This is a genomic window from Streptomyces sp. NPDC102462 (assembly GCF_044765425.1).
GTDB lineage: Bacteria > Actinomycetota > Actinomycetes > Streptomycetales > Streptomycetaceae > Streptomyces.
Genome location: NZ_JBIWKB010000011.1, coordinates 72,022 through 98,688, shown reverse-complemented (window position 1 = coordinate 98,688; position 26,667 = coordinate 72,022). Strand labels below are relative to the sequence as shown.

Here is a 26,667-nt window from a genome sequence, read left to right as displayed (position 1 = left end):
CGCGGTCAGCGCAGCCGCCTGGTCAGGGTGTACTCGGTGATCCCCGGCGGATAGTCGGGGATCACGCCCACCACCTCGTAGCCCTGCTTGCGGTAGAACTCCGGGGCCTGGAAGTCCCAGGTCTCCACGCGGGCCGCCCGGCAGCCCCGGTCCCGCCCGGCCAGCCGCTCGGCCTCCGTGAGCAGCCGCGCGCCGAGGCCCGCCCCGCGGTACCGGCCGTCGACCCACAGATAGGTCACATGCAGCCAGGCCGCCCAGGTGTGGCCGACCAGTCCGCCGGCCAGCTCCCCCGCGGCGTCCACCGCCCAGACATGCAGGGGGACTTCGCGTGCGCCGGGCGTGCCGCGCAGGGCGGCAAGCACGGGGGACGCCGCCGTATTGGTGTCCCGCAGCCGGGAACGGAGCAGATCGCGTCGGGCCTTGTCGACTTCTGCCTCAATACGAAACATGCGGCACACCATAAACGCGCCGGGCGGCCAGTTCCGCACATCGCCTTCCGCCGACGGCGCCCGGCCGTACCCTGATGGACGGTACCGGTGGGGGCCGGTGCTGATCAGGGGACGAGACAGGCGGGTACGACGCCCGCGGTGGGGGTAGCAGTGACTGCACGGCGGCGGCCGTGCGGCCGGCCCCGCCCACCACAGCGTCGTACCCGCGAGGTCGTCGTTCTCCGGACCTTGGGGTGTCCCCTGCTCTTCGAGAGCACGGGGAAGGGGGTTTCATGGTTCGCATCCGAGTCCTGGTCGTGGACGACCACCGCATCTTCGCCGAGTCGCTGGCCGCGGCCCTGGCCGCGGAGCCGGACGTGGAGGTCTCCGCGGCCGGCAGCGGTCCGGCGGCGCTGCGCTGCCTGGAGCGGGCGGCCGGTGAGGGCCGCCGCTTCGACGTCCTGCTCGTCGACGCCGACCTGGGCGGTCATGTGCCCGGGGCCCGGCCGGCGGTGCCGGTGCAGGCGAACAACGAAGAGGGGCTGGTGGACGGGATCTCGCTGGTCGCGGGTGTCCGTTCGACGCACCCCGCGGTACGGACCGTGGTCCTCGCCGAGCGGGACGACCCGCGCCGCGCCGCACTCGCGCTCCAGGCCGGCGCGTCCGGCTGGGTCGCCAAGGACTGCTCGCTGTCGCGGCTGCTCACCGTCATCCGGGGCGTCCTGCGCGACGAGACGCATCTGCCGCCCGCGCTGCTCACCGGCGTACTGCGCGAGTTGACCGCCGCCCGCAAGCACCGCACCGAGAGCGAGCGGCTGGTCGAGTCGCTGACCCCGCGGGAGCGGGAGGTGCTGCGCTGCATGGTCGCCGGGCTCGGCCGCAAGGCCGTCGCCGAGCGGCTGTTCCTGTCCCCGCACACGGTGCGCACCCATATGCAGAACGTCCTCGGCAAGCTGGGCGTCCACTCCACCCTCGCCGCCGTGGCCCTGGCCCGCCGAGCCGGCGTCGGCCCGGCCGACCTGGCGCCCACCCCCCAACAGCCCAACACGGCCTGACCGCGCACCGAAGGGCGGGGGGACTGTGTGACTGGGCCTAGCCGGGGATGTTGTCGAAGGGGGCTGTCAACTGGCGTAGCAGCGCGGCCAGTTCGGTGCGTTGGGCGCGGGAGAGTTCCGCGAGGATCGCCCGCTCCTGCTCCAGCAGGCCCGCCAGTGCCTGGTCCGCGCGGTCCTGTCCCTCCGGGGTGAGGCGGACCAGCACGCCGCGCCGGTCGCTGGGGTCGGGCAGCCGCTCGACCAGGCCTTTCTTGGCCAGCCGGTCGATGCGGTTCGTCATCGTGCCCGAGGTGACCAGGGTCTGGGTGAGCAGTTGCCCGGGGGAGAGCTGATACGGCGTGCCCGCCCGCCTCAGCGCGGTCAGCACGTCGAACTCCCAGGGCTCCAGCTGATGCTCGGCGAAGGCCAGCCGGCGCGCCCGGTCCAGGTGCCGGGCCAGCCTGCTCACCCGGCTCAGCACCTCAAGCGGTTCCACGTCGAGGTCCGGGCGCTCCCGGCGCCATGCTGCGACCAGCCGATCGACCTCGTCCTCCATGCCGATCAGTGTAGTGGTTGTGTCGACATGAAGTCTCTTGAGATCAAGTATCTTGACGTCAAGGTGTATGGGGGGCAGAGTGGCGATCACAACGGTGTACGACTCCGAGGAGCCCGCCATGCCCGCCGCGCGCCCCACCTGGGACCCCGCCCAGTACCTCCGTCACGCCGGCCACCGCGCCCGCCCCTTCACCGACCTGCTGGCCCGCGTCCCCGACCCGCCCGCCGCCGCCCCCCGCATCGCCGACCTCGGCTGCGGCCCCGGCAACGTCACCCGCCTGCTCGCCGACCGCTGGCCCACCGCGCACATCACCGGCTACGACAACTCCCCGCAGATGCTCGCCGACGCCCAGGCGCACGCCGGTCGCACGCCCGGCGGCGGACGCCTCGACTTCGCCCACGCGGACGCCACCGACTGGGTGCCCGCCGAGACCTACGACCTGATCGTCTCCAACGCCGCCCTGCAATGGGTCCCCGGCCACCTGGACGCCTTCCCGGCCTGGCTGGACGCCCTCGCCCCCGGCGGCACCCTCGCCTTCCAGGTGCCGCACAACATTGACGCGCCCCTGCACGCCCTGATGCGCGAACTCGCCGCCGCCCCCCGCTGGAAGGCCCGCCTCGCCCACGTCCTGCGCCACGAGGACTCCGTCCACCTCCCCGGCGTCTACCTGGACCGCCTGACCCGCCTCGGCTGCACCGCCGACGTGTGGGAGACGACGTACTTCCACGTCCTGACCGGTGAGGACCCCGTCCTCGACTGGGTCAAGGGCACCGGGCTGCGGCCCGTCCTCACCGCGCTGGCGGACGACCCCGAGGCCCGGGACGCGTTCCTCGACGAGTACCGGGACCTGCTGCGCAGGGCCTACCCGAGCGCCGAGTACGGCACAGTGCTGCCCTTCCGACGCCTGTTCACCGCGGCCACAAAGCACCCCCAAGCCTGACCACCGCACCCTCCGACCCGCGGCCCGCCCACACCCCGTGCCCCCGGAAAACCCCGTGCCCCCCGGCACCTCGGCACGCCGGGCTACCCGCCACGACGGTCATGGCGGGCGGCCAGGGCGGGCCTGCGGGGGCCATCGGCAGCCGCCGGGCGCGGCTCCGCGCCGGCCGGCGCGTACCCTCTCGGGCCCCTGCGCGCACCCGCCAAGGCGTCGGTGACCTTCTGGCCTGCCGCGACGGTGGCCGGATGCCGGATCCGACGGTCCGGTCCGTCGGCCGGGGCACCCGCCAGGCCCCCTCCGCGCCCTGACCCGCCGTGGCGACGGCCGGGGCACCCAGGCCCGGCGGTCCGGCCCGGTTCGCCGGTGAGAGCACCCACCAGCACGACCGGCCCCCACCGCCCCGGGCTGCGCGCCACGAACGTCGGCCCCCTGACGGTCCGCCCGACCCACCCCGCCCTGCGCGGCACGGGCATCGGGGCTCCGGTGGTGCGCCTCGTTCGTCCCGGGCTGCGTTGCCACGGGCATCGGGCTCCGGTGGCTTGGTGGGCTTGCCTCGGGCTGGGTGGCGCGGGCGTCGGAGGGCCGTTCGTCCGCCTTCTCGTCCGTGGGCGGTCCTGCCCGGGGGCAGCAGGGCGCCAGGCCCCCGGTGGGGAACCGCTGGCGTTTCCCGGGGTCGGACGGGCCGTCCGCCGGCGGTTGTCTGCGGCGGCATCGTGGCTGGTCGCGCACGCGCGGCGGAGCCGCATATCGACACAGCCCCGCGCCCCTTGGGGGCGCTGTGGAACCGCAGGGGACTTCGCCGCTCAGGACCTGCGGTGGCCGATCAGGCGGGGTTTCGGTTCCAGGCCGTCCAGGCCGTGCCAGGCCAGGTTCACCAGGTGCGCGGCCACCTCCGACTTCTTCGGGCGGCGCACGTCCAGCCACCACTGCCCGGTCAGCGCGACCATCCCGACCAGGGCCTGCGCATACAGCGGGGCCAGCTTCGGATCAAAACCGCGGCTCTTGAACTCGCGGCCCAGAATGTCCTCCACCTGCGTGGCGATGTCCGAGATGAGAGACGCGAACGAGCCCGTCGACTGAGGGATGGGAGAGTCGCGGACCAGGATCCGGAAGCCGTCCGTGTACTCCTCGATGTAGTCCAGGAGCGCGAACGCGGCCTGCTCGCACAGCTCCCGGGGGTGCCCGGCCGTGAGCGAGCTGGTGACCATGTCCAGCAGGCGCCGCATCTCGCGGTCGACCACCACCGCGTACAGCCCCTCCTTGCCGCCGAAGTGCTCGTAGACCACCGGCTTGGACACCCCGGCCTTCGCCGCGATCTCCTCCACCGAGGTGCCTTCGAAACCCTTCGCCGCGAAGAGGGTGCGACCGATCTCCAGCAGCTGCTGGCGGCGCTCGGCACCGGTCATACGGGTGCGACGCGCTCGCCGCGGCTTGTCGGGACTGGGAGTGCTGGAGTCGGTCGCCACGGCGTCAATCATGCCGTCTTCGCGGCCTCCGTCCCGCGCCGGGAGCCGTCTTCCCCGGTGTTGCGGCGTGAATCGATACGCGAGCGTGACGGCCAGCGCACATCGTGCGCCCAGCCGAGCAGCTCGAACCAGCGGATGATCCGCGCCGAGGAGTCCACCTGGCCGCGCTCCACACCGTGCCGCGCCGACGTCGGATCGGCGTGGTGCAGGTTGTGCCAGGACTCGCCGCACGACAGGACCGCCAGCCACCACACGTTGCCCGAACGGTCCCGCGACTTGAAGGGCCGCTTGCCGACGGCGTGGCAGATCGAGTTGATCGACCAGGTCACGTGGTGCAGCAGCGCCACCCGGACCAGGGACCCCCAGAAGAACGCCGTGCACGCCCCCCACCAGGACATCGTGACCAGGCCGCCGATCAGTGCGGGCAGCAGCAGCGACACCAGCGTCCACAGCACGAACTGGCGGGAGACGGCGCGGATCGCCCCGTCCTTGATCAGATCCGGCGCGTACTTGTCCTGCGGCGTCTGCTCCTCGTCGAACATCCAGCCGACGTGGGCCCACCACAGGCCCTTGATCAGGGCGGGCACGGTCTCCCCGTAGCGCCACGGCGAGTGCGGGTCGCCCTCCGCGTCGGAGAACTTGTGGTGCTTGCGGTGATCGGCCACCCAGCGCACCAGGGGACCCTCGACCGCCAGCGACCCCATGATCGCCAGGGCGATCCGCAGAGGCCGCTTCGCCTTGAACGAACCGTGGGTGAAATAGCGGTGGAAACCGATCGTGATGCCGTGGCAGCCGAGGAAGTAGAAGAACACCAGCAGGCCGAGATCCAGCCAGCTGACCCCCCAGCCCCAGGCCAGCGGCACCGCCGCGAGCAGCGCGAGGAAGGGAACGGTGATGAACAGCAGCAGCGTGATCTGCTCGATCGAGCGCTTCTGCTCGCCACCCAGCGTGGCGGACGGAAGAGACGGGTCGGTGGCCTTCTGGGCGTCGTCGATCACATCGGAACGGGTGGTCATGGGGCGTCCCCTGGGGGGTCGAGGGTCGAGACGGGTACCGGGCCGCCGGAACCGGCGGGACACCGGTTGGGCTTCCCTACGGTTCCGTAACCTACGGCGTCGTAAGTATGGCAGCGCCGCGTGCGGCGGCAAGAGCCCGAGAGCCTGCGCGTCCGCATGGACACCTATCCTTGGAACCGGTCGGACAGCGCGGTCCGCTCTGATTTCTTCCCGGCTGTCCCGCCCGTATGCGGCCCACCCGCCGCGCGGCGGACCACCGGGTTCCCTCCCGGATCAGTTTCCACACTGCAAGGAGCCGCACCTGTGAGCAGTGCCGACGATCAGACCACCACGACCAGCAGCGAGCTGCGCGCCGACATCCGGCGACTGGGTGACCTCCTCGGCGAGACCCTGGTCAGGCAGGAGGGCCCCGAACTGCTCGAACTGGTCGAGAAGGTGCGCCGCCTCACCCGCGAGGACGGCGAAGCCGCCGCCGAGCTGCTGCGCGGCACCGAACTGGAGACGGCCGCCAAGCTGGTGCGCGCCTTCTCCACCTACTTCCACCTCGCCAACGTCACCGAACAGGTCCACCGCGGGCGCGAACTGCGGGCCCGGCGCGCGGCCGAGGGCGGCCTGCTCGCCCGCACCGCCGACCGCCTCAAGGACGCCGACCCCGACCACCTGCGGCAGACCGTCGAGCACCTGAACGTTCGCCCAGTGTTCACGGCGCACCCCACCGAGGCCGCGCGCCGCTCCGTCCTCAACAAGCTCCGGCGCATCGCCGCGCTCCTGGAGACCCCCGTCATCGAGTCCGACCGGCGCCGCCACGACACCCGGCTCGCCGAGAACATCGACCTCGTCTGGCAGACCGACGAACTACGGGTCGTACGGCCCGAACCCGCCGACGAGGCCCGCAACGCGATCTACTACCTCGACGAACTGCACGCCGGCGCCGTCGGCGACGTCCTGGAGGACCTGACGGCCGAACTGGAGCGCGTCGGCGTCCGCCTCCCCGACGACACCCGGCCGCTCACCTTCGGCACCTGGATCGGCGGCGACCGCGACGGCAACCCCAACGTCACCCCCGACGTCACCTGGGACGTCCTCATCCTCCAGCACGAACACGGCATCAACGACGCCCTGGAGATGATCGACGAACTGCGCGGCTTCCTGTCCAACTCCATCCGCTACACCGGCGCCACCGAGGAACTGCTCCAGTCCCTGGCCACCGACCTGGAACTGCTGCCCGAGATCAGCCCCCGCTACAAGCGGCTCAACGCCGAGGAGCCCTACCGGCTCAAGGCCACCTGCGTCCGCCAGAAGCTCGTCAACACCAAGCAACGACTGGCCACCGGCACCCCGCACGAAGCAGGCCGCGACTACCTCGGCACCGCCGAACTCCTCGCCGACCTGCGGCTCATCCAGACCTCCCTGAGGGAACACCGCGGCGGCCTGTTCGCCGACGGCCGCCTCGGCCGCAACATCCGCACCCTGGCCGCCTTCGGCCTCCAGCTCGCCACCATGGACGTACGCGAACACGCCGACGCCCACCACCACGCCCTCGGCCAGCTCTTCGACCGGCTCGGCGAGGAGTCCTGGCGCTACGCCGACATGCCCCGCGAGTACCGGGCCAAGCTGCTCGCCAAGGAACTGCGCTCCCGCCGGCCGCTCGCGCCCACCCCGGCACCTGTGGACGCCGCGGGCGCCAAGACCCTCGGCGTGTTCCAGACCGTCAAGCGCGCCCTGGAGATCTTCGGACCCGAGGTCGTCGAGTCGTACATCATCTCCATGTGCCAGGGCGCCGACGACGTCTTCGCCGCCGCCGTCCTCGCCCGCGAGGCCGGCCTGATCGACCTGCACGCCGGCTGGGCGAAGATCGGGATCGTGCCCCTGCTGGAGACCACCGACGAGCTGAAGGCCGCCGACACCATCCTGGAGGACATGCTCTCCGACCCGTCCTACCGGCGGCTCGTCGCGCTGCGCGGAGACGTCCAGGAGGTCATGCTCGGCTACTCCGACTCCTCCAAGTTCGGCGGCATCACCACCAGCCAGTGGGAGATCCACCGCGCCCAGCGCCGGCTGCGTGACGTCGCCCACCGCTACGGGGTGCGGCTGCGGCTCTTCCACGGCCGCGGCGGCACCGTCGGCCGCGGCGGCGGCCCCTCCCACGACGCCATCCTCGCCCAGCCCTGGGGCACCCTCGAAGGCGAGATCAAGGTCACCGAGCAGGGCGAGGTCATCTCCGACAAGTACCTCGTGCCCGCGCTGGCCCGGGAGAACCTGGAACTGACCGTCGCCGCCACCCTCCAGGCATCCGCCCTGCACACCGCGCCCCGGCAGTCCGTGGAAGCGCTCGCCCGCTGGGACGCCGCCATGGACGTCGTCTCCGACGCCGCGCACTCCGCCTACCGCAGACTCGTCGAGGACCCCGACCTGCCGGCGTACTTCTTCGCCTCCACCCCGGTCGACCAGCTCGCCGACCTGCACCTCGGCTCCCGGCCCTCGCGCCGCCCCGACTCCGGGGCCGGACTCGACGGACTGCGCGCCATCCCCTGGGTGTTCGGCTGGACCCAGTCGCGGCAGATCGTCCCCGGCTGGTTCGGCGTCGGCTCCGGCCTCAAGGCCCTGCGCGAGGCCGGCCTCGACACCGTCCTCGCCGAAATGCACGAACAGTGGCACTTCTTCCGCAACTTCATCTCCAACGTCGAGATGACACTCGCCAAGACCGACCTGCGGATCGCCCGGCACTACGTCGACACCCTGGTGCCCGACGAACTGCGGCACGTCTTCGACACCATCACCGCCGAACACGACCTGACGGTCCACGAGATCCTGCGGATCACCGGCGAGAGCGAACTGCTCGACGCCCAGCCCGTACTGAAGCAGACCTTCGCCATCCGCGACGCCTACCTCGACCCCATCTCCTACCTCCAGGTCACCCTCCTCAAGCGGCAACGCGACGCCGCCACCGCGGGCGACCAGCCCGACCCGCTCCTGGCCCGCGCCCTCCTCCTCACGGTCAACGGCGTGGCAGCGGGCCTACGCAACACAGGCTGACCCCACCCCCCGACAGCGCCCTCAGCACGAGCCGGGGGCGCTGTCGTGCAGCCGGGCTCGGTGACTGGGCGGGGTGGCCGGCGTGGTGGGCAGGTGATCGTCGCGGGGGCCTGCGGTCAGCGGTGGCGTCGCAGCGGGTCTGCGCACCACCGCCGGACATCACCCGCCCGACACGGGCGATGCCTCCGGCACGCTCTCCGAGCGGCGCTGTCGTGTGCGGGGCTCGCGGGCCGGGTGGGGTGGCCGGCGTGGTGGGCAGGACTCCGCTGGTCATCAGGAGTTCTTCCGGGTGAGCGGCGGCCCGCCAGGGCTGGAGCTCGTGGAAGGCGTCGTGGGTCAGCGGGATCTCGCCGAGGCCGAGCCGCCGGAGCAGCCGTGAGGCGTTTCCCGTCCGGCCGCGGCGCATCTCCAGCCAGGCCAGCCCGCTTCTGGGCTTGTCCATAGCCACCAGCAGATCGAACAGCGGGACCAGCGCCAGGCGGCGCGCACGGGAGCGCCGTGAGCGAATGCGCTCGCGGCGGTTTCCGGATTCCGGTGCATGGGCATGCATGCGCCGGCCCCCCGCACATGAGGATGAACACCAGCCACGGCGGCCTGCACACGGCCTCATGGTGCGAGACGATGAGCGATCCCGGCTTCGGACGTGAGCCGGTACCCGCTCGATCCGCTTGGCCGCCAGGTGATCCTTTGCAGTAAACGCGCCACCCGACGGCCCCGCGAGCCGGCGACCTGATCCGTATCGGCGTCAGTAAGGAAGGAACCCATGGCCCCCGAACCCGTCCCCACCGCGAGCGCGGACGACCGTCGTCAGCCGAGCCTCCTGTCGAACGGCAGAGCGGTCACGTTAGCCACGTTAGCCTCCGCGTCGAGCAGTCCACGCAGCCACCTCGCGATCGCCTCCAGCACCGGGTCCGCTCGCTTCACCGAAGCGATCACGCGTCTGCACGCATCCACGTCCACCGCCGATCGCGAAGCGCTGCCGGTGGGCTCGGCGCACGGCCGGTGAGGATCGCGGTGGCCGTCTGCGCGCTCGACGGCATGCAGAGCCTCTACTCCGGCGTCGGAGTCGTGGTCAGATCCTTCGTGCGGCAGGCGGAACACATCTTGACGGAGGCTTTCGCGGACACGGGCCACAGCTGGACTCTGTCGTGTGCGAGCGGGTCGCTGCTCGATGACGCCGTGAGCCTGCGCGCGGATCTGCGCGCAGCTACGCGCAGAGCCTGCGCCCACAGCGGCGGCACCTTCACGCAGTTGCCGTCCCTCACCGACGGGAGCGACGTCGCCAAGCTGTTCGTCGGCCCGGATCCGAGCCGCCCCGTGGACCAGTGGGCGGTTCTGTCCACCGCCGCGGCCGACTGGCTGCTGGACCTCGCGGCGGAACACGATGTGGTTCTGGCGCTGCTCCATGACACGCCCTTCGCGGCAGTTGCCGGAAGGCTTTCCGACCTCGACGCCACAGCCGGGAACCGAACTCGCGCCGCCGACCGGATCATGCCTGTCTGGGTACCGCACAGCCTCGGCGTCGTCTTCCCGGACGAAATGAGTGCGCAGCGGCGCGAGTTCGAGGCCCGCGGCATTGCAGACATCATCGAGCGGGATGGCTGTGTGGGCTACGTCAGCGACTACTACGAGAACATCCTCGCCGGGTGGGACGGGATGCGGCAACGCCACCTGGTCCCCTTCCGCAACGTCATCGACACCGCCGCGTACCAGCGACCGCCTTCGGAACAGGCACGCGCCGTGCTGCGCAAGATCCCCGCTGACGCCCGGCTCACCTTCAGCTGGGGCCGGTGCAAGCCTCAGAAGGGCTTCGACGCGCTGCTGGAGGCGTTCCGCGGCGTGCTGGCGGCGCGCCCGGACGACCGCGACCACTTGCTGCTCGTGGCACCGACGGCCACGACTGAGCCGTCCTACCTGGAGACCGTCAGCGGCCTGATCAGCAGGTTGCCGGTCGAGCGAGTGACCGTCTGCCACGACTTCGATGAGACCCTGCCCTTCGCGGCACTGCGCGACTCCCGACTGGACACGGTCGTACTGGCCTCGCGCTTCGAGGCGTTCGGCCTGGTCGCTGCCGAGGCCCTGGAGTTCGCCCACCCTGCAGCGCGCATCGTGCACTCACCGATCCCGACCTTCGAGACCGTGCTCGGCGGCGATCCACGCGCGGTCCGACTGGCCGGCGTGAACTCGGAATCGATTGCCGCCGCCCTGCTCGACGAGTCGCGGCCGGTCTCCCGGACCACCGTTGCGAAGCAGGGCCCCGAGCGCGATGACCCCGGCGCCGCGTTCGTCCACACCCAGGCCAAGGGCGTGCGAGCATGCCTGGATCTGGCCCTGGACCGGGGTGCGGTCCGATGAGCGACGCCGCACACCCTGATGGCCCTGGCCCAGGCCGCCAAGTACGCCACCACCAACGGAGACTCGCGCACCGCGCACCATGCCATCGACCTCATCTTTGGGCGAGGCCGGATCCGGCCGGCTGCGGTGGGCGATCGTCGCGGGGGTCTGTGATCAGCGGGGGCGTCGCGGCGGACCTGCGCACCACCGGCTGACGTCGGGCGTGCACCGCGGAGACGCCTCCGGCACGGTGGGTCAGAGGGTGAGGAAGGTGGCAGTGAGGAGGATGAGGCCCGAGGCGGCCAGGAGCCAGGCGAGTCGGCTCAGGCGCAGTCCGCCCGCGGCCACCACCGAGGCCAGCAGCAGGGCGCCGCCCAGCGGCACCCACGCGTTCAGGACCCCGGCCGGACCGGACCGTACGACCTCGTCGGTGCCCGGCTTCACCACCACCGCGTACGTCTCGCCCCTGCGCACCGCCACGCCCCGCTCGATGACCACCCGCCCGCGGGCCCTCGCCCCCGCCGAGCCCGGCGTGAACGGCCCGGAACAGGTCTCCCGCGCACAGCCCGTCACCTTGATCGTGCCGCTCTCCCGGCCCTTCGTCAGCATCACGTGCTGCGCGGTCCCCCAGGACCCCCACACACCCGCGATCAGGATCAGCACGGTGACCGCCCCCATCGCCGCGAGCCGGCCGAACCGCAGCGCGGCAACCGAGGTCTGACGGGACGTGGCGGCTGTGGCGGGCATGGCCGGGATCATTGGCCATGGCCCTCCGATCGGTCAACTCGGCGGACGCCGACGGGCGGACAAGTCAGGAGTTGTACGAGCTTTGCGCCCGCTCCAGCCCCTCGATCACCAGACACTCCACCGCGTCCGCCGCACGGTCCACGAAGTAGTCCAACTCCTTGCGCTCCGCCGACGAGAAGTCCTTCAGCACAAAGTCGGCCACCGGCATCCGCCCCGGCGGCCGCCCGATCCCGAACCGCACCCGGTGATAGTCCGCCCCCATCGCCTTGGTGATCGACTTCAACCCGTTGTGCCCGTTGTCCCCGCCACCCAGCTTGAGCCTGAGGACGCCGTAGTCGATGTCCAACTCGTCATGCACCGCAACGACGTTCGCCACCGGCACCTTGAAGAAGTCCCGCAGCCCGTTCACCGGACCACCCGACAGGTTCATGTACGACATCGGCTTGGCGAGGATCACCCGCCGGTTCGCCGGACCGGGCGGCCCGATCCGGCCCTCCACGACCTGCGCCTGCGCCTTCTGGGCCCGCTTGAACTTCCCCCCGATCCGCTCGGCGAGCAGGTCCACCACCATGAAACCGACGTTGTGCCGGTTCATGGCGTACTCCGGCCCGGGATTCCCGAGCCCGACGATCAGCCAGGGGCCACTGGCGGGGCTGGTCACGTCCATGTCTCCTCGCAATGCGATGCAGCCGCTGCTCCCCGGGGAAGCAGCGGCTGCACACCGCTGTGGGCGGCCGTCCCGCACGAGCGGAACGGTGGGCACGGCCGACAGCACCGGACACCCGGCCAACGAGCGCCCGGCCCCGCCGGTGCCGACGGTCCGATCAGGCTCAGGCCTCGGCGGCCTCTTCGCCCTCGGCGCCCTCCTCCGCGGCCTCCTCGGCCTGCGCCGCCAGGACCTGCAGCACCACCGCGTCCTCGTCCACCGCCAGGGTCGAACCCGACGGCAGCACGATGTCCTTGGCGTGGATGGACGCGCCGGCCGCCAGACCCTCGACGGACACGGTGACGGACTCGGGGATGTGCGTGGCCTCGGCCTCGACCGGCAGCGCGGCCAGCACGTGCTCCAGCAGGTTGCCGCCCGGAGCCAGCTCGCCCTCGGTGTGCACGGGAATCTCGACCGTGACCTTCTCACCGCGCTTGACCAGCTGCAGGTCGACGTGCTCCAGGAAACCCTTCAGCGGGTCGCGCTGCACGGCCTTCGGAATCGCCAGCTCGTTGGACTTGCCGTCGATGTCCAGGGAGATCAGAACGTTCGGCGTGCGCAGCGCCAGCAGCAGTTCGTGGCCAGGCAGCGTCAGGTGCAGCGGCTGCGAACCGTGACCGTACAGCACACCGGGAACCTTGTTGTCGCGGCGGACGCGGCGCGCGGCACCCTTGCCGAACTCGGTACGCGTCTGGGCGGCGAGCTTCACCTCGGACATGATCACTCCTCGTAGAGGTAGACAGGAACGTGGTCACCCGGCCACGAACGGCCTGCTACGAAGAGCGCGTCGATAACGGACCGCCGCACCCGCACAGAACGGGACACGGCCTCCCTCGCCGAGCAACCCCAGAAGTGTACTCGGCGAAGAAGGCCGCACCCAAAAGGATCTTCAGCTCGACGGTGCCCCCGCGGGGGCGCGGCACGCCCGCACCCCCGGAACACCCTGAAGAAACCTCACTGCTCGTCGAAGAGACTCGTCACCGAGCCGTCCTCGAACACCTCACGCACCGCACTGGCGATCGTCGGAGCGATCGACAGAACAGTGATCTTGTCCAGATCCCGGCCCAGCTCCCCCGGCGTCGGCAGCGTATTGGTGAACACGAACTCACCCACCCGCGAATTCTTCAACCGGTCCGCCGCCGGACCCGACAGCACACCGTGCGTCGCCGTCACGATGACATCCTCCGCACCATGCGCGAACAACGCGTCCGCCGCCGCACAGATCGTCCCACCGGTGTCGATCATGTCATCGACCAGCACACACACCCGGCCCTTGACCTCACCCACCACCTCGTGCACCGTCACCTGGTTCGCCACGTCCTTGTCACGCCGCTTGTGCACGATCGCAAGCGGCGCACCGAGCCGATCACACCAGCGATCGGCCACCCGGACCCGGCCCGCATCCGGCGACACCACCGTCAGCTTCGCCCGATCCACCTTCGCCCCCACATAGTCCGCAAGAAGCGGCAACGCGAAGAGATGATCGACAGGACCGTCGAAGAAACCCTGGATCTGATCCGTGTGCAGGTCCACCGTCAGGATGCGGTCCGCACCCGCCGTCTTCATCAGATCCGCGATCAACCGCGCCGAGATCGGCTCACGCCCGCGGTGCTTCTTGTCCTGGCGCGCATAGCCGTAGAACGGCACGATCACCGTGATGGAACGGGCCGACGCACGCTTCAACGCATCGATCATGATCAACTGCTCCATGATCCACTTATTGATCGGCGCCGTATGGCTCTGGATCAGGAAACAGTCCGCACCACGCGCCGACTCCTGATACCGCACATAGATCTCGCCATTCGCGAAGTCGAAGGCCTTCGTCGGGACGACCCCGACACCCAGCTGGTGGGCGACCTCCTCGGCAAGCTCGGGGTGGGCGCGGCCGGAGAAGAACATCATCTTCTTCTCGCCGGTCGTCTTGATCCCGGTCACAGCACTGTCTCCTCAGAGGTGTCTCAGCCATCGAGCGACCTCTCGGCAGGACATGAGAGGCCGACTCAGCTGGTGGGTGCGGGTGTGCACTTATCACGGTACGCCGTGTTTCACGTACCCGTTTCCGGTCAGTCCTCGCCTGAGCCCTGCTGCGCCACCGCCTCCGCCGCCTTCGCCGCCGCACTCCCCGGACGCTTACGCGCCACCCAGCCCTCGATATTCCGCTGCTGACCACGGGCCACAGCCAGCGAACCGGGCGGCACATCCTTCGTGATCACCGACCCCGCGGCGGTATAAGCACCGTCCCCGACCGTGACCGGCGCCACAAACATGTTGTCCGCACCGGTACGACAGTGCGAACCGACCGACGTGTGATGCTTGTCCTGACCGTCATAGTTCACAAAGACACTCGCCGCACCGATATTCGTGTACTCACCGATCGTCGCATCCCCCACATACGACAGATGCGGAACCTTCGTACCCTCCCCGAGCGCCGCGTTCTTCGTCTCCACGAACGTGCCCACCTTCGACCTGGCACCAAGACGACTACCAGGACGCAGATACGCGAACGGACCCACACTCGCCCCCGCACCGATCTGCGCCCGGTCCGCGACCGTCGTATCCACCCGGGCACCGGCACCCACCCGGGTATCCGTCAACCGCGTGTTCGGACCGACCTCCGCGCCCTCACCGATCCGGGTCGCACCATGCAACTCCGTACCCGGATGAACCACCGCATCCTGCTCGAACGACACCGTCACATCCACCCACGTCGTCGCCGGATCCACCACGGTGACGCCGGCCAGCATGGCCCGCTCCAGCAGCCGGTCGTTCAGGATCCGACGCGCCTGCGCCAACTGCACACGGTTGTTGATCCCCGCGATCTCCCGGTGATCACCGGCCACCGAAGCACCGACCCGGTGCCCCGCCTCCCGCAGAATCCCGAGCACATCCGTCAGGTACTCCTCGCCCTGACTGTTGTCCGTCCGCAGCTTGCCCAGAGCCTGCGCGAGCAACTGCCCGTCGAACGCGAACACACCCGAATTGATCTCACGGATCGCACGCTGCGACGCGTCGGCGTCCTTGTGCTCCACGATCGCCGTCACCGCACCGGAAGCACCGTCACGGACGATCCGCCCGTACCCCGTCGCATCCGGCACCTCCGCGGTCAGCACCGTGACCGCGTTGCCGTCCGAATGATGCGTGTCGGTGAGCCGGCGCAGCGTCTCACCCGTGAGCAGCGGAGTGTCCCCGCAGACCACGACCACGGTCCCCTCGACGGCGCCGCCCAGCTCCTCCACGGCCATGCGCACCGCGTGCCCCGTGCCGTTCTGCCGGTCCTGCACCGCCGTCCGCGCCTGCGGATCCAGCTCACCGAGGTGCGCGGCGACCTGCTCGCGCGCGTGACCCACGACGACGACCAGGTCCTGCGGCTTCAACTCGCGTGCCGCGGCGAGCACATGGCCGACGAGGGAGCGGCCGCAGATCTGATGCAGCACCTTGGGTGTGGCCGACTTCATACGGGTGCCCTCACCCGCTGCGAGAACGACGACGGCTGCCGGGCGAATGGCGCTCACGGAGTTGCCTTTCGGCTTTGACGGGTGGGGGTGACACCCGCAGGATACCGGGGCGTTTCGCGGACGACATGAGAGCGGGCCCTGACAACACCGGTCAGGGCCCGAACCTGGGTCTTGTGCGCTGTGGGCTCCCCTGCCAGGACTCGAACCTGGAACAAATCATCCAAAGTGACCCGTGTTGCCGATTACACCACAGGGGAGTGCTTAACGACCTAAAACGGACATTTGCCTACTCCGCTGAGGTCGCGACACCTACTATGCCGCACCACCAGCCCTCGATGCGACGGTACAAGTCGGCGCTCTTCAAGACTTTGATCACGAGGCGGCCGTGATAGCCGTCGCCGGTGTTTTTGCGGACCGTCTTGGGGTTGTGCTTCTTCAGCGTCGTCTTGTTGAACAGGGCGCCGTCGGCGCCGATGAGTTCGGCCCAGTACTGCTCGGCAGCCGCCACGTCCGCGCTCTCGTGGATCATGACGGCGTAGCGGTGCCGCTCGCGCTCGACGCCGAGTAGGTCGAGCCAGGCGAGGAAGACCCTGATCATCCCGGGGTCGCTGTTGACGAAGGTGACGTTCTCACGGCGGGCGTACGGCTTGTCCTTGCTGCCCTCGGCCCAGTAGAGGCCGACCCCGACCAGGAACAGCTCGCGGGGTGAGAGGTTGCCGATGGAGTCGCGGGCGGCGTTCTTCGTCTGCTGCCGTTCCTCGTCGCGGAGGCGGAGCCTCGCCTCCCAGCCCTTCTTGGCGATGGCCGCCGCTTCCTGGCGGGGGCGCTTGCGCTCCGGCTTGGGGAGGTCCCGTACTCACAGGGAGACCGAACTCTTCGAGCAGCCCAACTCTGCCTCGATCTGGTCGTACGTCCAGCCCTGGAGGCGGAGTTCTCGTGCCTTTTCGCGTAGGTCGTCCTTGGCGTTCGGGCGTTTCGTCCATTCCGGGGGTGGCTCGCCCTCCAGGAGGCGGTTGAGGAGGTCGTTGTTGCCGATGTGCAGCCGGTCGCGGATCTGACGACGGCTGAGCCCTGTCCGCCGTAGCGCGATCGCCTGTTCGCGTAGGACTTCGAAGTCGGTGTATTTGCCGGGTGGATGTGCCATGGGCATACCGTCCGGCCGGAATGGGTCGTTCCGGAGTCGAACGGGGATGGTTCACCAGTTCGAGGGATACGGGGAGGCTTCGCAACGGTGCGCTCACGGAGTGTGGTGTGAGCGGGTACGCAAAACTCACCCGAAAAGCGGCGCCCGCCGCCCGTAGGCTGGACGCATGACCACGACGGGGGAAGACCACGCGACGGCCGTGACCGGGCAGTGGTGGTGGGCGAGGTGGCGCAGCGCACTGCTCGACGGCGGCCTCGCGGTGGTGTCGGCCGCGGAGTGCGCGGCGGAGGGCGTGCCGTTCGCGCGGGACGCGGGGATCCCGGTGCCGGCCGGGGTGCTGTTCGGTCTGCTGGCCGGTTCGGTGCTGGTGCTGCGCAGGAAGTGGCCGATCGCCGTGGTGCTGGTGGCGATCGCGATCACGCCGGCGCAGATGGGTTTCCTGATGGGTCTCGTCGGCCTGTACACCCTGGCCGCCGCCGAGCTGCCGCGCCGGATCATCGTGGCGCTGGCCGGTATGTCGTTCGTCGGGACGATGATCGTCACGTTTGTGCGGGTGCGGCAGGACATGGCGCGCGGGGATCTGACGCTCGGTGACTGGTTCGAGCCGTTCGCGTCGATCACGACGTCGCTGGGTATGACGGCGCCTCCGGTGCTGCTGGGTCTGTATGTGGGGGCGCGGCGGCGGCTGATGGAGAGCTTGCGGGAGCGGGCGGACAGTCTGGAGCGTGAGCTGCAGTTGCTTGCGGAGCGGGCCGAGGAGCGGGCCGAGTGGGCGCGTAACGAGGAGCGCACGCGGATCGCGCGGGAGATGCATGACGTGGTCGCGCATCGGGTGAGTCTGATGGTGGTGCATGCGGCGGCGTTGCAGGCGGTGGCGCGCAAGGATCCGGAGAAGGTCGTGAAGAACGCGGCTCTGGTCGGGGACATGGGGCGGCAGGCGTTGACGGAACTGCGGGAGATGCTGGGGGTGTTGCGGTCGGGGGACGGTTCGGTGCGGCGTGCGGAGCCGGTGCCGCTTGCGGCTGTGGAGGCGGTTGCCGCGGCGGCTGCGTCGCGGGCGGCGGCCGAGGAGGGTGCGGGGGAGGGGCCGTGTCTGTCGGAGCTGGACGAGTTGATCGGGCAGTCGGCGGCGGCGGGCATGGTGGTGAGTCTGTCGGTGGAGGGTGAGTGGCGGTCGTATGCGCGGGAGGTCGAGCAGACGGCGTACCGGGTGGTGCAGGAGGCGTTGACGAACGTGCACAAGCATGCGGCGGGTGCGAAGACGCATGTGCGGTTGGCGCATCGCGGTGCGGAGGTCGCGATGCAGGTGGAGAACGAGCCGCCGCCGGAGCCGGGGTCGGCGTCGGCGGCGCGGTTGCCGTCCGGTGGCAACGGTCTGCTGGGGATGCGGGAGCGGGTCGTGGCGCTGGGCGGCGTTTTTGTGTCGGGTCCGACGGATGCGGGGGGTTTCCGGGTGTCGGCGGTGATTCCGGCGGTGTGACCTTCGCGGCCCGCGTGTCGCTGGGCGGTCCCTGTGCTTCGGGCGGTGGGCCGCGCCGCGTGCGTCCGGGCGCGGATTCCCCTTATGTCCAGAGTCCCTGAATGTCCGGATTGCGTCGTGTGTCCGGCTGGCCGGTTCGTGCGTCGGGGCTCGTGCGTCCCGGTTCGTGCGTCCGGGCTCGGGCCGGTTCGGGGCGTGCGTCCGGGCTCGGGCCGGTTCGGGGCGTGCGGCCCGGGTGTCGTGGGTCGGGCCGGGTGTCCGTCGTGGGGGCGGTCGGGTGGGTCAGGCCGCTGTCAGGCGGGTGGGTTGTGTGCCCGCGATGAGTGTGGTGAGGGCGCGGTCGATGTCCGGGCCGAGGTACCAGTCGCCGGTGTGGTCGAGGGTGTAGACGCGGCCTTCGGCGTCGATGGCGAGCAGTGCGCCGGTGTCGGTCTCCTCGCCGAGTGGGCACAGTTCGGTGTCCAGGGCGCGGCCGAGGTCGCCGAGGGTGCGGGCGAGGTGCAGGCCGTGCAGCGGTTCGAGGTGCAGTGCGGCGGGTGCGATCTGTCGGCCGGGGCCGGTGGGTGCGATGCGCAGTCCGCCGAATTCGGCCCAGGCTTCGACGGCCGCGGGGAAGACGGCGTGCCGGTGGCCGGCCGGTGAGATATGGGCGCGCAGGGCGTCGGCCCAGACTTCGGCCTGTTTTATGTCCCAGCGTCCGGGCTGCCAGCCGGCGGCGCGCAGGGCGGCGTCGACGGGCACGGCGAAGCGGGTGGAGGTGGTGCGGTCGGTGTGCATCTGCCCTTCGTTCGTCGAGATCTTGCGGTGGTACGGGTGGTTCCGGTCGTGCGGGTGTGCGGTGCTGAGGGTGCTGGTGGCGGGGGTGTCGGGGAGGGGTACGGAGGCCGGCCCTGGGGTGTTCAGCGGTCCGTCGTGGCGGGGTCGACGACGCGGACGCCGAAGTGGGCGCTCAGGGCGGTGCAGGCGCGGCAGGGTGCGGCGAAGCTGCCGTGCAGGGGGTCGCCGTCCTCGCGTATCCAGCGGGTGGTGAGCTTGGCCTGCTTGAGGGCTTTGCGGGCTTCGCCGTTGGTCATCGGTTTGCGGGCGGCGCGCTTGCTGCGTGCGGCGTCGGCGGCGGCGATGTGGCGGGAGATGAGGATGGTCTCGGCGCAGCGGCCGGTGAAGCGGTCCCGCTGGTCGCTGGTGAGGGTGTCGAGGAAGTCCTGGACGAGCGGGTGCAGGGCCGGGGTCTGGTCGCCGCGGGCGGCGGTGCCGGTGAGGGTGGCGCCGCGTACGGACAGGGCGGCGGCGACGGTCGGCAGGATGCCGTCGCGTCGGTGGAGGAGGGCGGGCACCTGGGGCGACTCGGTGTGGCTCCAGCCGATGCGGGGGTCGCCGGAGGGGCTGTCGGTGCCGCCGGCCCGCGCGTCGGCGCGGGCGTTCGCCTGCGGTCCGGTCTGCGTCGAGTTCATGATCGTTTTCCCTCCCGGGCGTCCCCCCGAAGGACACAGAGTGCCAAATGCCGTGGCGGGTGCGGAAGCTGGGGCGGCGCGACACGCCCGGGCTTGGGTGAGCTGTCACGGTGTGGTGACCTCTGGTCACGGAAGCGGAGGCCCGGTGACCGGTGTCCGTGTACCGCATAGGCTGTCGGCACCGCGATGGGCGCGGTCAACGCGTCGGTGACGTTGGAGAGACAGTCGGATACGGGTCGTGGCGCGCCGTGCGTGGTGCGGTCGCGGCTCGTACAGAGTGCCGCAGGGGGCAACCGCCATGACGACAGGTCGGCTCGGGCAACAAGCCGCGCCGCCGAACGCGGCCTATGCCGGGCAGGTCGTGCACTTCCCGGATCCGGTTCGGGCGGCGCGCCACCCGAGAGGGGTACGGGTCGACGAGCGCGGGTATCCCGACTTCTCGCCGTATGCGCGTGCGGCGGCGGAGATCGCCGATCCGCCGGAGGGTTTCGGTGTCGACGAACTGCGGCTGACGGACTATGTGTCGGCGAACGCGGCCCTGTCGGCGGCGGGGCACGAGTTGTGGGACACGGTCCCGGAGGTGGCCACGCCGCACGGCTGGACCTGGCATCACGTGGCGGGTTCGCGGCGGCTCGAACTGGTTCCGGTCGAGGTGAAGGCGCTGCTGCGGCACCACGGTGGGATCGCCACGGCCCGTGTCGACCAGGGCAAGCGGGGCACGCGGCCGTTGCAGGAGACGCGTCCGGCGCATTTCGGGCTGCCGAAGTCGGGGGTGGCGGTGACGGAGCAGCAGGTGCAGGGGGTCGAGGAGGACCTGGGGTACCGGCTGCCCGGCGCGTACCGTTCGTTCCTGAAGGCGGCGGGCGGTTGTGCGCCGGTGGGTACGGCGCTGGACGCGGAGTTGGGGCTGCTGCTGGACCAGCCGTTCTTCACGGTGCGGGACGAGGCGGCGGTCAATGACCTGGTGTACGTGAACAAGTGCCTGCGGGACCATCTGACCAAGGACTATCTGGGTGTGGCCTTTGTGCAGGGCGGGCTGCTCGCGGTGAAGGTCAAGGGTGAGCGGACGGGTTCGGTGTGGTTCTGCGCGTACGACGACGCGCGGGACGTGGACCCGGCGTGGCCGCCGGCGGAGCGGGTGGCGCGGCTGCTGCTGCCGTGCGGTGAGGACTTCGATGCCTTTTTGTCGCGGCTCGCGGGCAGTCCGCCGGAGCTGGATACGGTGGCGAACCTGATGGTGGACGGCGGCTTCGCGCGTGCGGTGCCGGTGGTGTCGGCCGGGTCTGCGGGGGAGTGAGCTTTCGATGGTGACGTTTGCGCAGGCGCAGGAGCGCGCGGAGGAGTGGATCAACGGGGACGTGCCCGCGTATCAGCATCGTGAGGTGCGGGTGCGGGAGTTCGAACTCGGTTTCGTGGTGTGGGGGGAGGACCGGGCGGAGGGTCCGCGTTCGGACGCGGGCGGGCAGCGGCTGGTGATCGCCCGGGACAGTGGTGAGGCCACGCTGTGGCCGGCGCTGCCGGTGGGTGAGGTGATCCGCCGGTACGAGGAGGAGTACGGCCGTGAGGCGGGCGTGGCCGATGCGCCGCCGGCGCCCGCGGCGCGGGTGGATCTCAATCAGACGTCGTTCTTGTTGAGTCCACCGGAGTGGCTTCAGGAGGCGGCGGACAAGCTGGGCATTCCGGATCGGCGGGCGGCGGGTGGCGGCGCGCTGCCCGAGACGCAGGCCGGGGTTCCGGTCGGGCCGTCCGCGTCCGATGCGGCGCCCGGTGCGGGGGACGGTTCCGGTGCTGCGTGGCCGGCCGCCGGGGGCGGTGCCGAGGGTGGTGCCGGGCGAGTGGCGCCCGGCGCGCCGGTGGGCGCGACGCCCTGGGCGGGTACGGACACCAACGCGGACGCGGGTGAGGACCGGTCGGTGCCGCTGCCGGCGACGGTGTTCTCGTCGCCGGTGGGTGACTCGGACGACGACGCCGCGCCGCCCGCCGCCGCGCCGGACGCCAAGACGGCGCTGATGTCGGGCGGCAGCCAGCTGCCGCGCACGACGGTCGCGCCGGCCGTCGACGCCCCGAACCCGCCGGGCCCCCAGGGCAGCACGCCGCCGCCCGCACCGGGGAGCAGGCCTGCGCCTGTGCAGGGCGGGCCGGGGAACATGGCTCCGCCTCCGCCGGGTGCGCCGGGCAACACGCCTCCGTCGCCCGCGCCGGGCAACACGCCGCCTCCGCCGGGCAGCATGCCGCCGCCTGTGCCGGGTGGGCCAGGGAACATGGCTCCGCCTCCGCCGGGTGGGCAGGGCAGCATGCCTCCGTCCGTGCCGGGCGCGTCGGGGACCACGGCTCCGCCACCGCCGGGTGGGCAGGGGAGCATGCCTCCGTCCGTGCCGGGCGCGTCGGGGACCACGGCTCCGCCTCCGCCGAGCGCAGCGGGCAGCACGCCTCCGCATCCGCCCGGTGCGCCCCCGTACGGCTATCCGCAGGGTCCGGGTGGCCCCGGCACCCCGCCGCCTGCGCAGGGCCCCGCCACGCCGCCGCCTCCGGGGTTCCCGCAGGGCAGTCCACCGCCGCAGGGCGGCAGCACTCCGCCGCCGTCGGGGGTCCCGCAGGGCAGTCCCGCGCCTCCGGCCGCCGCGGGGGACATCGCGGACGCCGCCACGAGCAAGGCCGCGCCGCCGCGTCGTGGTGGCGGCATGGGCGCGCCGCCTCCGCCGCCGGGCGCTCCGGGCACCCCGGGCGTACGGCCGGGAAGCACGCCGCCGCCGGGTGGGCCGGCCGCGCCGCCCGGCGGGTACGTACCGACGCAGCTCGTGTCGTCGCTCGGCCCGGACGGACCCGGCGGCACCGGACCCGGCGCCCCGAACCCGCCGGGTGCCCCGGGCGACGCCTCTCCCGGCAGCGTGCACCACGCGGCGACCGTGCTGGCCGACCCGAGCCGGATGGCGGGCGGCGGCACGGGCGGCGGAGCCCCGCAGCGCCCCGGAGCGCCGCAGCCTCCGGGCGCCCCGGGTGCGCCGAACCCGCCCGGCCCTCCGCAGCCTCCGGGAGCCCCGCAGCCTCCCGGAGCGCCGCAGCCCCCTGGCGCGCCGAATCCGCCGGGTGTTCCGGGTGTGCCTCCCGTCGGCGGTGCCCCGCAGCCGACTCCCGTGCACCATGCCGAGACCGTGCTGGCCGCGCCCCCGGTGGGCGGTCCCGGCATGCCTCCGCCGCCCCACGGCGTACCCGGTGCGCCGGGCGCTCCCGGTGTGCCCCCGGGTGCCCCGCCGGCGCCGCCCGGCGCGGTCCCGCCGCCCGCGTACGGCTATCCGCAGCAGGCGCCGCCGACGGTCGGCCCTGGGTATCAGGCCGTGCTGCGCTACCGCGCGCAGGACGGTTCCGAGCAGCAGCTGATCCGGCGCTCGGCGCCGGGCACGCCGCACCCGGAGTGGCAGATCTTCCACGAGCTGCGCGCCATGAGCGTCCCGCCGGACCAGGTGCTTGAGCTGCACACGGAGCTGGAGTCCTGTGAGCTGCCGGGCGCCTACTGCGCGCGGATGATCCGCGAGCAGTGGCCGCAGGCGCGCATCACGAGCATCGCGCCGTACGGCACGGACCATGCGAGCCGGCAGCAGGGCATGCAGCAACTGCTCGCGCACCAGGGCGAGTTGCACCAGGTGGCGGACGGTCCCGCGCGGCCGGCGCCGGTGCGGGCGCCGCTGCCCCCGGTGCAGGCCGCGCCGCCGGTCCCGCCGGAGGGGGTCGCGCAGGAGCTGGCGGCGGCGTTCGGGCCGGGCGTGTTCCACTTCGAGCAGGCCGCGGTGTCCCGGCAGGGCGTGCCGCCGGTGGTGGCGCACACGCTGGTCGTGGCGGGGCTGCCGGTGGACATGGGCCCGTTCTTCTGGGCGCAGGCCCAGCCGGGCCGTCCGGTGCCGACGCTGGCGGAGCTGGCGCAGGAGCGCGGGGTGCAGCCCGCCGCGGACGCGGGTTCCTATCTGGTGATGGGCACCGACTTCGGCCGGGCGGTCTGTGTGCAGTACGGCACGGCGAACATCGTGGCCGTGCCGGTGGAGGCGGGGCCGGGCGGGGCGCCGGTGCCGCCGCAGTTCGTGAACACCGGTCTGCCGGAGTTCGCGCGCTGTCTGGCACTGCTCGGCCGGATGTGGCGGCTGCGGTACGGCCTGAACCAGGAGCAGGCGGGTCGCTGGACCGTCGATTTCCAGGCGCAGCTCGCCTCCCTCGACCCGGCGGCGCTCGGTTCGCCGGAGAGCTGGTGGTCGGTGCTGCTGGAGCAGATGTGGGACGGCCTGTTGTAGCCGCGCGCTGGTGAGCCCGGGGGGCCGGGTCCGGTCGAGTGATCGGACCCGGCCCCCTTTGCGTGTCACGGCGCTTACACCTGATTCATCCTGATCTGCGCGAAATCATCATTTCGTGTGTGTTCGGCGGAGAGAGGTTCCAGGATGAACAGGGCATCGGTGCCATCGCACGGCTTCCTGACCGTCCGCGGGCGCGGCTACCGCCCCGAGCAGGTGGACGCGTACACGGCGGCGCTCTCGGCGGAGCGGGACGCCGCGTGGGAGCGGGCCGCGCGGCTGACCGTACTCGCCAGGGACATGGAGGCGGAGGTGGAGCGGCTGGGCGAGACGGTCGCGCGGCTCGCTCCGCAGACGTACGAGACGCTCGGGGAGAACGCGTGCCGTATCTTCCAGCTGGCGCAGGAGGAGGCGGCGGCCCTGCGGGAGTGCGCTCGGGGTGTGCTGCGGGAGGAGGTGGCCCGGGCCGGGGAGCATGCGCTCGGGGTGCGCCGGGCGGCCCAGGAGGAGGCGGACGCGGTGCGTGCGGAGGCCGAGGAGCGGGTCCGCCGGCGGCTGCTGGCGGCGCAGGCCGAGGCGGACGATGTGCGCGTCGGGGCCCGGCGTGCGGTCAAGGAGTGGCGTGGTGAGGCGCTTGCGGCGCTGCGGGAGGTGCGGCAGCGGACCGCCGCGATGCTCGCCGAGCAGGCCAAGGAGCATGCGGCGCGGTGGGCGGGGGCGGAGCAGGAGGAGCTTGAGCGGGCGGCGGCGCGGGAGAGCGGGGACGCCGAGGCGGTGGTCCGGGCCGAGGCCGCGCTGGCCGTGGCGCAGCGGGAGATCGGCCAGGCGCGGGAGGCGGCCCGGCGGTGTCAGGACGAGGCACACGCGCGTGCCGCCGAGATCCTTGCGCAGGCGCGGGTGCGGCAGGAGCACATCGCGCGGGAGACCGAGCGGGTGCTGCGCGAGCACAGCGAGGTGTGGGACGAGATGCAGGCGCAGATGGACTGTGTGCGCGACAGCCTCACGTCCCTGACCGGGCGTACCGCCTGGGAGTGACCGGGCCGTACGGCGCCGGGGGCCGTCGGGCGCCGGGATCAGTCGTTCAGGACGGGGAAGCGGCGGGGCGCGAGGAGCAGCAGGGCCAGGAAGGCCAGGGCCGCCGCGCAGGCCGCTCCGAGGTACACCGCGTGCACCGCCTCGGCGACGGCGCGCCGGGTGGAGTCCGCGGCGGCGCCGGAGTCCAGGGAGCGGGTCACCGTGTCCAGGTCGCCCGTGCCGCCCAGCCGGGCGGCCAGTACGCCGTTGGCGACCGCGCCGAACACGGCGGCGCCGACGGTCTGGCCGGTCTGGCGGCAGAACAGGACGGAGGCGGTGGCGGTGCCGCGTTCCGCCCAGCCCACCGTGGACTGGACGCCGACGATCAGCGGCAGCTGGAACAGGCCGAGCGCGGCGCCGAGCAGCAGCATCAGCAGCGTCGGCTGCCAGGCGGCGCCCGGGTACGGCAGGAGGGGGAACGCGAACAGGATCAGCGCCGCCGTGCCGATGCCGAGCAGCGCGGTGTCGCGAAAGCCGATGCGCCGGTACACGTGCTGGCTCAGCGCCGCGGACACCGGCCAGGTCAGGGTCCATACGGAGAGCACGAATCCGGCGGCCACCGGGGCCAGGCCGAGTACCGACTGCGCGTACGTCGGCAGGAACACCGTGGGTGCCACCATCAGCAGGCCGAGCGCGCCCAGCGCGACGTTGACCGCGGCGATGGTACGGCGCCGCCACACCCAGCCGGGGATGATCGGCTCCGCCGCCCGGCGCTCCACCCACACCACGACCGCGACCAGGGCGAGGCCCGTGGCGAACAGGGCGAGTGACGGCGCGGACAGCCACGCCCACGCCACCCCGCCCTGCACCAGCGCGGTCAGCAGGGCCCCGCCGCACGCGAACACCGCCAGCGCGCCCGCCCAGTCGATGCGCGGGGGCGTGCGCGGCGCGCGTGCGGGTTCGTGGAGGTGACGGACGATCAGCCACAGGGCCGCCGCGCCGATGGGCAGGTTGACCAGGAAGATCCACCGCCAGTCCGCGTAGGCCGCCAGTACCCCGCCGAGCCCCGGGCCTGCGACCGCCGACACCGCCCACACCGTGGACAGCTTGGACTGGATCTTCGGGCGTTCCTTCAGCGGGTACAGATCGGCCGCGAGGGTCTGCACCGTGCCCTGCAGCGCCCCGCCGCCCAGGCCCTGCACGATGCGGAACGCGATCAGCGCTCCCATGTTCCAGGCGAGCGCGCACAGCAGCGAGCCGGCCAGGAAGACGGCCGCGCCCGCGACCAGGACCGGTTTGCGGCCGAAGGTGTCGGAGAGCTTGCCGTAGACGGGCAGGGTGACGGTGACGGCGAGCAGATAGCCGGAGAACAGCCAGGAGAAGACGGAGAAGCCGCCGAGGTCGCCGACGATCTGCGGGACGGCCGTGGAGACGATGGTGGAGTCGAGCGCCGCCAGTGCCATCGCGAGCATCAGCGCGGCGACCACCGCGCCCCGGCGGCTCGTCCCGGTCTGCTGAGCGGCGTCCCGTGTCACGGGTCTCGTGCTGTCCACCGCGGTCCCCCTGACTGGTTTCCCTGTACA

The 26,667-nt window shown here is 71.8% G+C and carries 21 protein-coding genes, 1 tRNA gene and 1 pseudogene; 9 read left to right on the top strand and 14 right to left on the bottom strand.

What is annotated here, in order from left to right; all coding sequences use genetic code 11:
• Positions 1-5: 5 nt before the first annotated feature.
• Complete coding sequence (locus ACIRFL_RS12705) at positions 6-461, bottom strand: GNAT family N-acetyltransferase (RefSeq protein ID WP_404027340.1); 456 nt, start codon at positions 459-461, stop codon at positions 6-8.
• 260 nt (positions 462-721) lie between these two features.
• Between ACIRFL_RS12705 and ACIRFL_RS12700 the strand changes: the two genes are divergently transcribed.
• Positions 722-1,483: a LuxR C-terminal-related transcriptional regulator gene (locus ACIRFL_RS12700; protein WP_404027157.1), complete on the top strand. Its 762-nt coding sequence runs from the start codon at positions 722-724 to the stop codon at positions 1,481-1,483.
• A 37-nt stretch (positions 1,484-1,520) separates the two neighbouring features.
• Here ACIRFL_RS12700 and tamR read toward each other — a convergent pair whose 3' ends face one another.
• Positions 1,521-2,018 carry a MarR family transcriptional regulator TamR gene (gene tamR / locus ACIRFL_RS12695; protein WP_404027154.1) on the bottom strand — a complete coding sequence of 166 codons (498 nt, stop codon included), beginning with the start codon at positions 2,016-2,018 and terminating at the stop codon, positions 1,521-1,523.
• 118 nt (positions 2,019-2,136) lie between these two features.
• On the opposite strand from tamR, the gene ACIRFL_RS12690 reads away from it, so the two are divergent.
• Positions 2,137-2,958: a trans-aconitate 2-methyltransferase gene (locus tag ACIRFL_RS12690; RefSeq protein WP_404027338.1), complete on the top strand. Its 822-nt coding sequence runs from the start codon at positions 2,137-2,139 to the stop codon at positions 2,956-2,958.
• An 803-nt stretch (positions 2,959-3,761) separates the two neighbouring features.
• Here ACIRFL_RS12690 and ACIRFL_RS12685 read toward each other — a convergent pair.
• Together ACIRFL_RS12685 and ACIRFL_RS12680 are read right to left on the bottom strand one after the other, a co-directional pair.
• The gene (locus ACIRFL_RS12685; protein ID WP_404027152.1) at positions 3,762-4,436 is read right to left on the bottom strand and encodes a TetR/AcrR family transcriptional regulator; all 675 of its coding nucleotides are present in this window, start codon (positions 4,434-4,436) and stop codon (positions 3,762-3,764) included.
• Positions 4,433-5,440: an acyl-CoA desaturase gene (locus ACIRFL_RS12680; protein ID WP_404027149.1), complete on the bottom strand. Its 1,008-nt coding sequence runs from the start codon at positions 5,438-5,440 to the stop codon at positions 4,433-4,435. Before ACIRFL_RS12680 ends, ACIRFL_RS12685 begins: the two co-directional genes overlap by 4 nt.
• A 303-nt stretch (positions 5,441-5,743) precedes the next feature.
• Here ACIRFL_RS12680 and ppc point away from each other — a divergent pair, with 303 nt between their 5' ends.
• The 3 genes from ppc to ACIRFL_RS12665 all read left to right on the top strand — a co-directional run bounded on the left by ppc (position 5,744) and on the right by ACIRFL_RS12665 (position 10,831).
• Positions 5,744-8,476 (top strand): phosphoenolpyruvate carboxylase, encoded by a 2,733-nt coding sequence (gene ppc, locus ACIRFL_RS12675; RefSeq protein WP_404027147.1) that lies wholly within the window; start codon positions 5,744-5,746, stop codon positions 8,474-8,476.
• A gap of 763 nt (positions 8,477-9,239) precedes the next feature.
• Entirely contained in the window at positions 9,240-9,482 is a 243-nt protein-coding gene (locus tag ACIRFL_RS12670) for a hypothetical protein (protein WP_404027144.1), read from the top strand.
• Positions 9,483-9,490: 8 nt separating this feature from the next.
• Positions 9,491-10,831, top strand: a complete 1,341-nt coding sequence (locus tag ACIRFL_RS12665; RefSeq protein ID WP_404027142.1) for a glycosyltransferase — start codon at positions 9,491-9,493, stop codon at positions 10,829-10,831.
• Between the two features lie 234 nt (positions 10,832-11,065).
• On the opposite strand, the gene ACIRFL_RS12660 is transcribed toward ACIRFL_RS12665, so the two are convergent.
• The 7 genes and pseudogenes from ACIRFL_RS12660 to ACIRFL_RS12630 all read right to left on the bottom strand — a co-directional run bounded on the left by ACIRFL_RS12660 (position 11,066) and on the right by ACIRFL_RS12630 (position 16,862).
• Positions 11,066-11,569: a hypothetical protein gene (locus ACIRFL_RS12660; protein WP_404027140.1), complete on the bottom strand. Its 504-nt coding sequence runs from the start codon at positions 11,567-11,569 to the stop codon at positions 11,066-11,068.
• 52 nt (positions 11,570-11,621) lie between these two features.
• Positions 11,622-12,224, bottom strand: a complete 603-nt coding sequence (pth, locus tag ACIRFL_RS12655; protein ID WP_404027137.1) for an aminoacyl-tRNA hydrolase — start codon at positions 12,222-12,224, stop codon at positions 11,622-11,624.
• 163 nt (positions 12,225-12,387) lie between these two features.
• Positions 12,388-12,981, bottom strand: coding sequence for a 50S ribosomal protein L25/general stress protein Ctc (locus ACIRFL_RS12650; RefSeq protein ID WP_404027134.1), 594 nt, complete (start codon positions 12,979-12,981; stop codon positions 12,388-12,390).
• Between the two features lie 236 nt (positions 12,982-13,217).
• Complete coding sequence (locus tag ACIRFL_RS12645; RefSeq protein WP_404027131.1) at positions 13,218-14,198, bottom strand: ribose-phosphate diphosphokinase; 981 nt, start codon at positions 14,196-14,198, stop codon at positions 13,218-13,220.
• Between the two features lie 128 nt (positions 14,199-14,326).
• Entirely contained in the window at positions 14,327-15,775 is a 1,449-nt protein-coding gene (glmU, locus tag ACIRFL_RS12640; protein ID WP_404027129.1) for a bifunctional UDP-N-acetylglucosamine diphosphorylase/glucosamine-1-phosphate N-acetyltransferase GlmU, read from the bottom strand.
• Positions 15,776-15,903: 128 nt separating this feature from the next.
• Positions 15,904-15,975, bottom strand: a tRNA-Gln gene (locus tag ACIRFL_RS12635).
• 29 nt (positions 15,976-16,004) lie between these two features.
• Positions 16,005-16,862: pseudogene (locus ACIRFL_RS12630) on the bottom strand (hypothetical protein).
• Positions 16,863-17,028: 166 nt separating this feature from the next.
• Here ACIRFL_RS12630 and ACIRFL_RS12625 point away from each other — a divergent pair.
• Positions 17,029-18,342, top strand: a complete 1,314-nt coding sequence (locus ACIRFL_RS12625) for a sensor histidine kinase (protein ID WP_404027126.1) — start codon at positions 17,029-17,031, stop codon at positions 18,340-18,342.
• 282 nt (positions 18,343-18,624) lie between these two features.
• Here ACIRFL_RS12625 and ACIRFL_RS12620 read toward each other — a convergent pair whose 3' ends face one another.
• Positions 18,625-19,119: an SUKH-3 domain-containing protein gene (locus tag ACIRFL_RS12620; RefSeq protein WP_404027123.1), complete on the bottom strand. Its 495-nt coding sequence runs from the start codon at positions 19,117-19,119 to the stop codon at positions 18,625-18,627.
• 122 nt (positions 19,120-19,241) lie between these two features.
• Positions 19,242-19,793, bottom strand: coding sequence for a YwqJ-related putative deaminase (locus ACIRFL_RS12615; RefSeq protein WP_404027121.1), 552 nt, complete (start codon positions 19,791-19,793; stop codon positions 19,242-19,244).
• Between the two features lie 298 nt (positions 19,794-20,091).
• Here ACIRFL_RS12615 and ACIRFL_RS12610 point away from each other — a divergent pair, with 298 nt between their 5' ends.
• From ACIRFL_RS12610 to ACIRFL_RS12600, 3 genes are all read left to right on the top strand, one after another.
• Entirely contained in the window at positions 20,092-21,090 is a 999-nt protein-coding gene (locus tag ACIRFL_RS12610; RefSeq protein WP_404027119.1) for an SMI1/KNR4 family protein, read from the top strand.
• A gap of 7 nt (positions 21,091-21,097) precedes the next feature.
• Positions 21,098-24,073: an SUKH-4 family immunity protein gene (locus tag ACIRFL_RS12605; RefSeq protein ID WP_404027117.1), complete on the top strand. Its 2,976-nt coding sequence runs from the start codon at positions 21,098-21,100 to the stop codon at positions 24,071-24,073.
• A gap of 144 nt (positions 24,074-24,217) precedes the next feature.
• A complete protein-coding gene (locus tag ACIRFL_RS12600) occupies positions 24,218-25,105 on the top strand; it encodes a cellulose-binding protein (RefSeq protein ID WP_404027115.1) in 888 nt (295 codons plus the stop codon).
• A 38-nt stretch (positions 25,106-25,143) separates the two neighbouring features.
• On the opposite strand, the gene ACIRFL_RS12595 is transcribed toward ACIRFL_RS12600, so the two are convergent.
• Complete coding sequence (locus ACIRFL_RS12595; RefSeq protein ID WP_404027112.1) at positions 25,144-26,637, bottom strand: MFS transporter; 1,494 nt, start codon at positions 26,635-26,637, stop codon at positions 25,144-25,146.
• Positions 26,638-26,667 lie beyond the last annotated feature (30 nt).

Coding starts and splice junctions, on each gene's coding strand:
- ACIRFL_RS12615 (WP_404027121.1), bottom strand. CDS start 19,793: ATGAACTCGACGCAGACCGGACCGCAGGCGAACGCCCGCGCCGACGCG.
- ACIRFL_RS12650 (WP_404027134.1), bottom strand. CDS start 12,981: ATGTCCGAGGTGAAGCTCGCCGCCCAGACGCGTACCGAGTTCGGCAAG.
- ACIRFL_RS12680 (WP_404027149.1), bottom strand. CDS start 5,440: ATGACCACCCGTTCCGATGTGATCGACGACGCCCAGAAGGCCACCGAC.
- ACIRFL_RS12705 (WP_404027340.1), bottom strand. CDS start 461: ATGGTGTGCCGCATGTTTCGTATTGAGGCAGAAGTCGACAAGGCCCGA.
- ACIRFL_RS12660 (WP_404027140.1), bottom strand. CDS start 11,569: ATGATCCCGGCCATGCCCGCCACAGCCGCCACGTCCCGTCAGACCTCG.
- tamR (WP_404027154.1), bottom strand. CDS start 2,018: ATGGAGGACGAGGTCGATCGGCTGGTCGCAGCATGGCGCCGGGAGCGC.
- ACIRFL_RS12600 (WP_404027115.1), top strand. CDS start 24,218: ATGAACAGGGCATCGGTGCCATCGCACGGCTTCCTGACCGTCCGCGGG.
- pth (WP_404027137.1), bottom strand. CDS start 12,224: ATGGACGTGACCAGCCCCGCCAGTGGCCCCTGGCTGATCGTCGGGCTC.
- ACIRFL_RS12605 (WP_404027117.1), top strand. CDS start 21,098: ATGGTGACGTTTGCGCAGGCGCAGGAGCGCGCGGAGGAGTGGATCAAC.
- ACIRFL_RS12670 (WP_404027144.1), top strand. CDS start 9,240: ATGGCCCCCGAACCCGTCCCCACCGCGAGCGCGGACGACCGTCGTCAG.
- ACIRFL_RS12685 (WP_404027152.1), bottom strand. CDS start 4,436: ATGATTGACGCCGTGGCGACCGACTCCAGCACTCCCAGTCCCGACAAG.
- ACIRFL_RS12690 (WP_404027338.1), top strand. CDS start 2,137: ATGCCCGCCGCGCGCCCCACCTGGGACCCCGCCCAGTACCTCCGTCAC.
- ACIRFL_RS12700 (WP_404027157.1), top strand. CDS start 722: ATGGTTCGCATCCGAGTCCTGGTCGTGGACGACCACCGCATCTTCGCC.
- ACIRFL_RS12625 (WP_404027126.1), top strand. CDS start 17,029: ATGACCACGACGGGGGAAGACCACGCGACGGCCGTGACCGGGCAGTGG.
- ACIRFL_RS12620 (WP_404027123.1), bottom strand. CDS start 19,119: ATGCACACCGACCGCACCACCTCCACCCGCTTCGCCGTGCCCGTCGAC.
- ACIRFL_RS12610 (WP_404027119.1), top strand. CDS start 20,092: ATGACGACAGGTCGGCTCGGGCAACAAGCCGCGCCGCCGAACGCGGCC.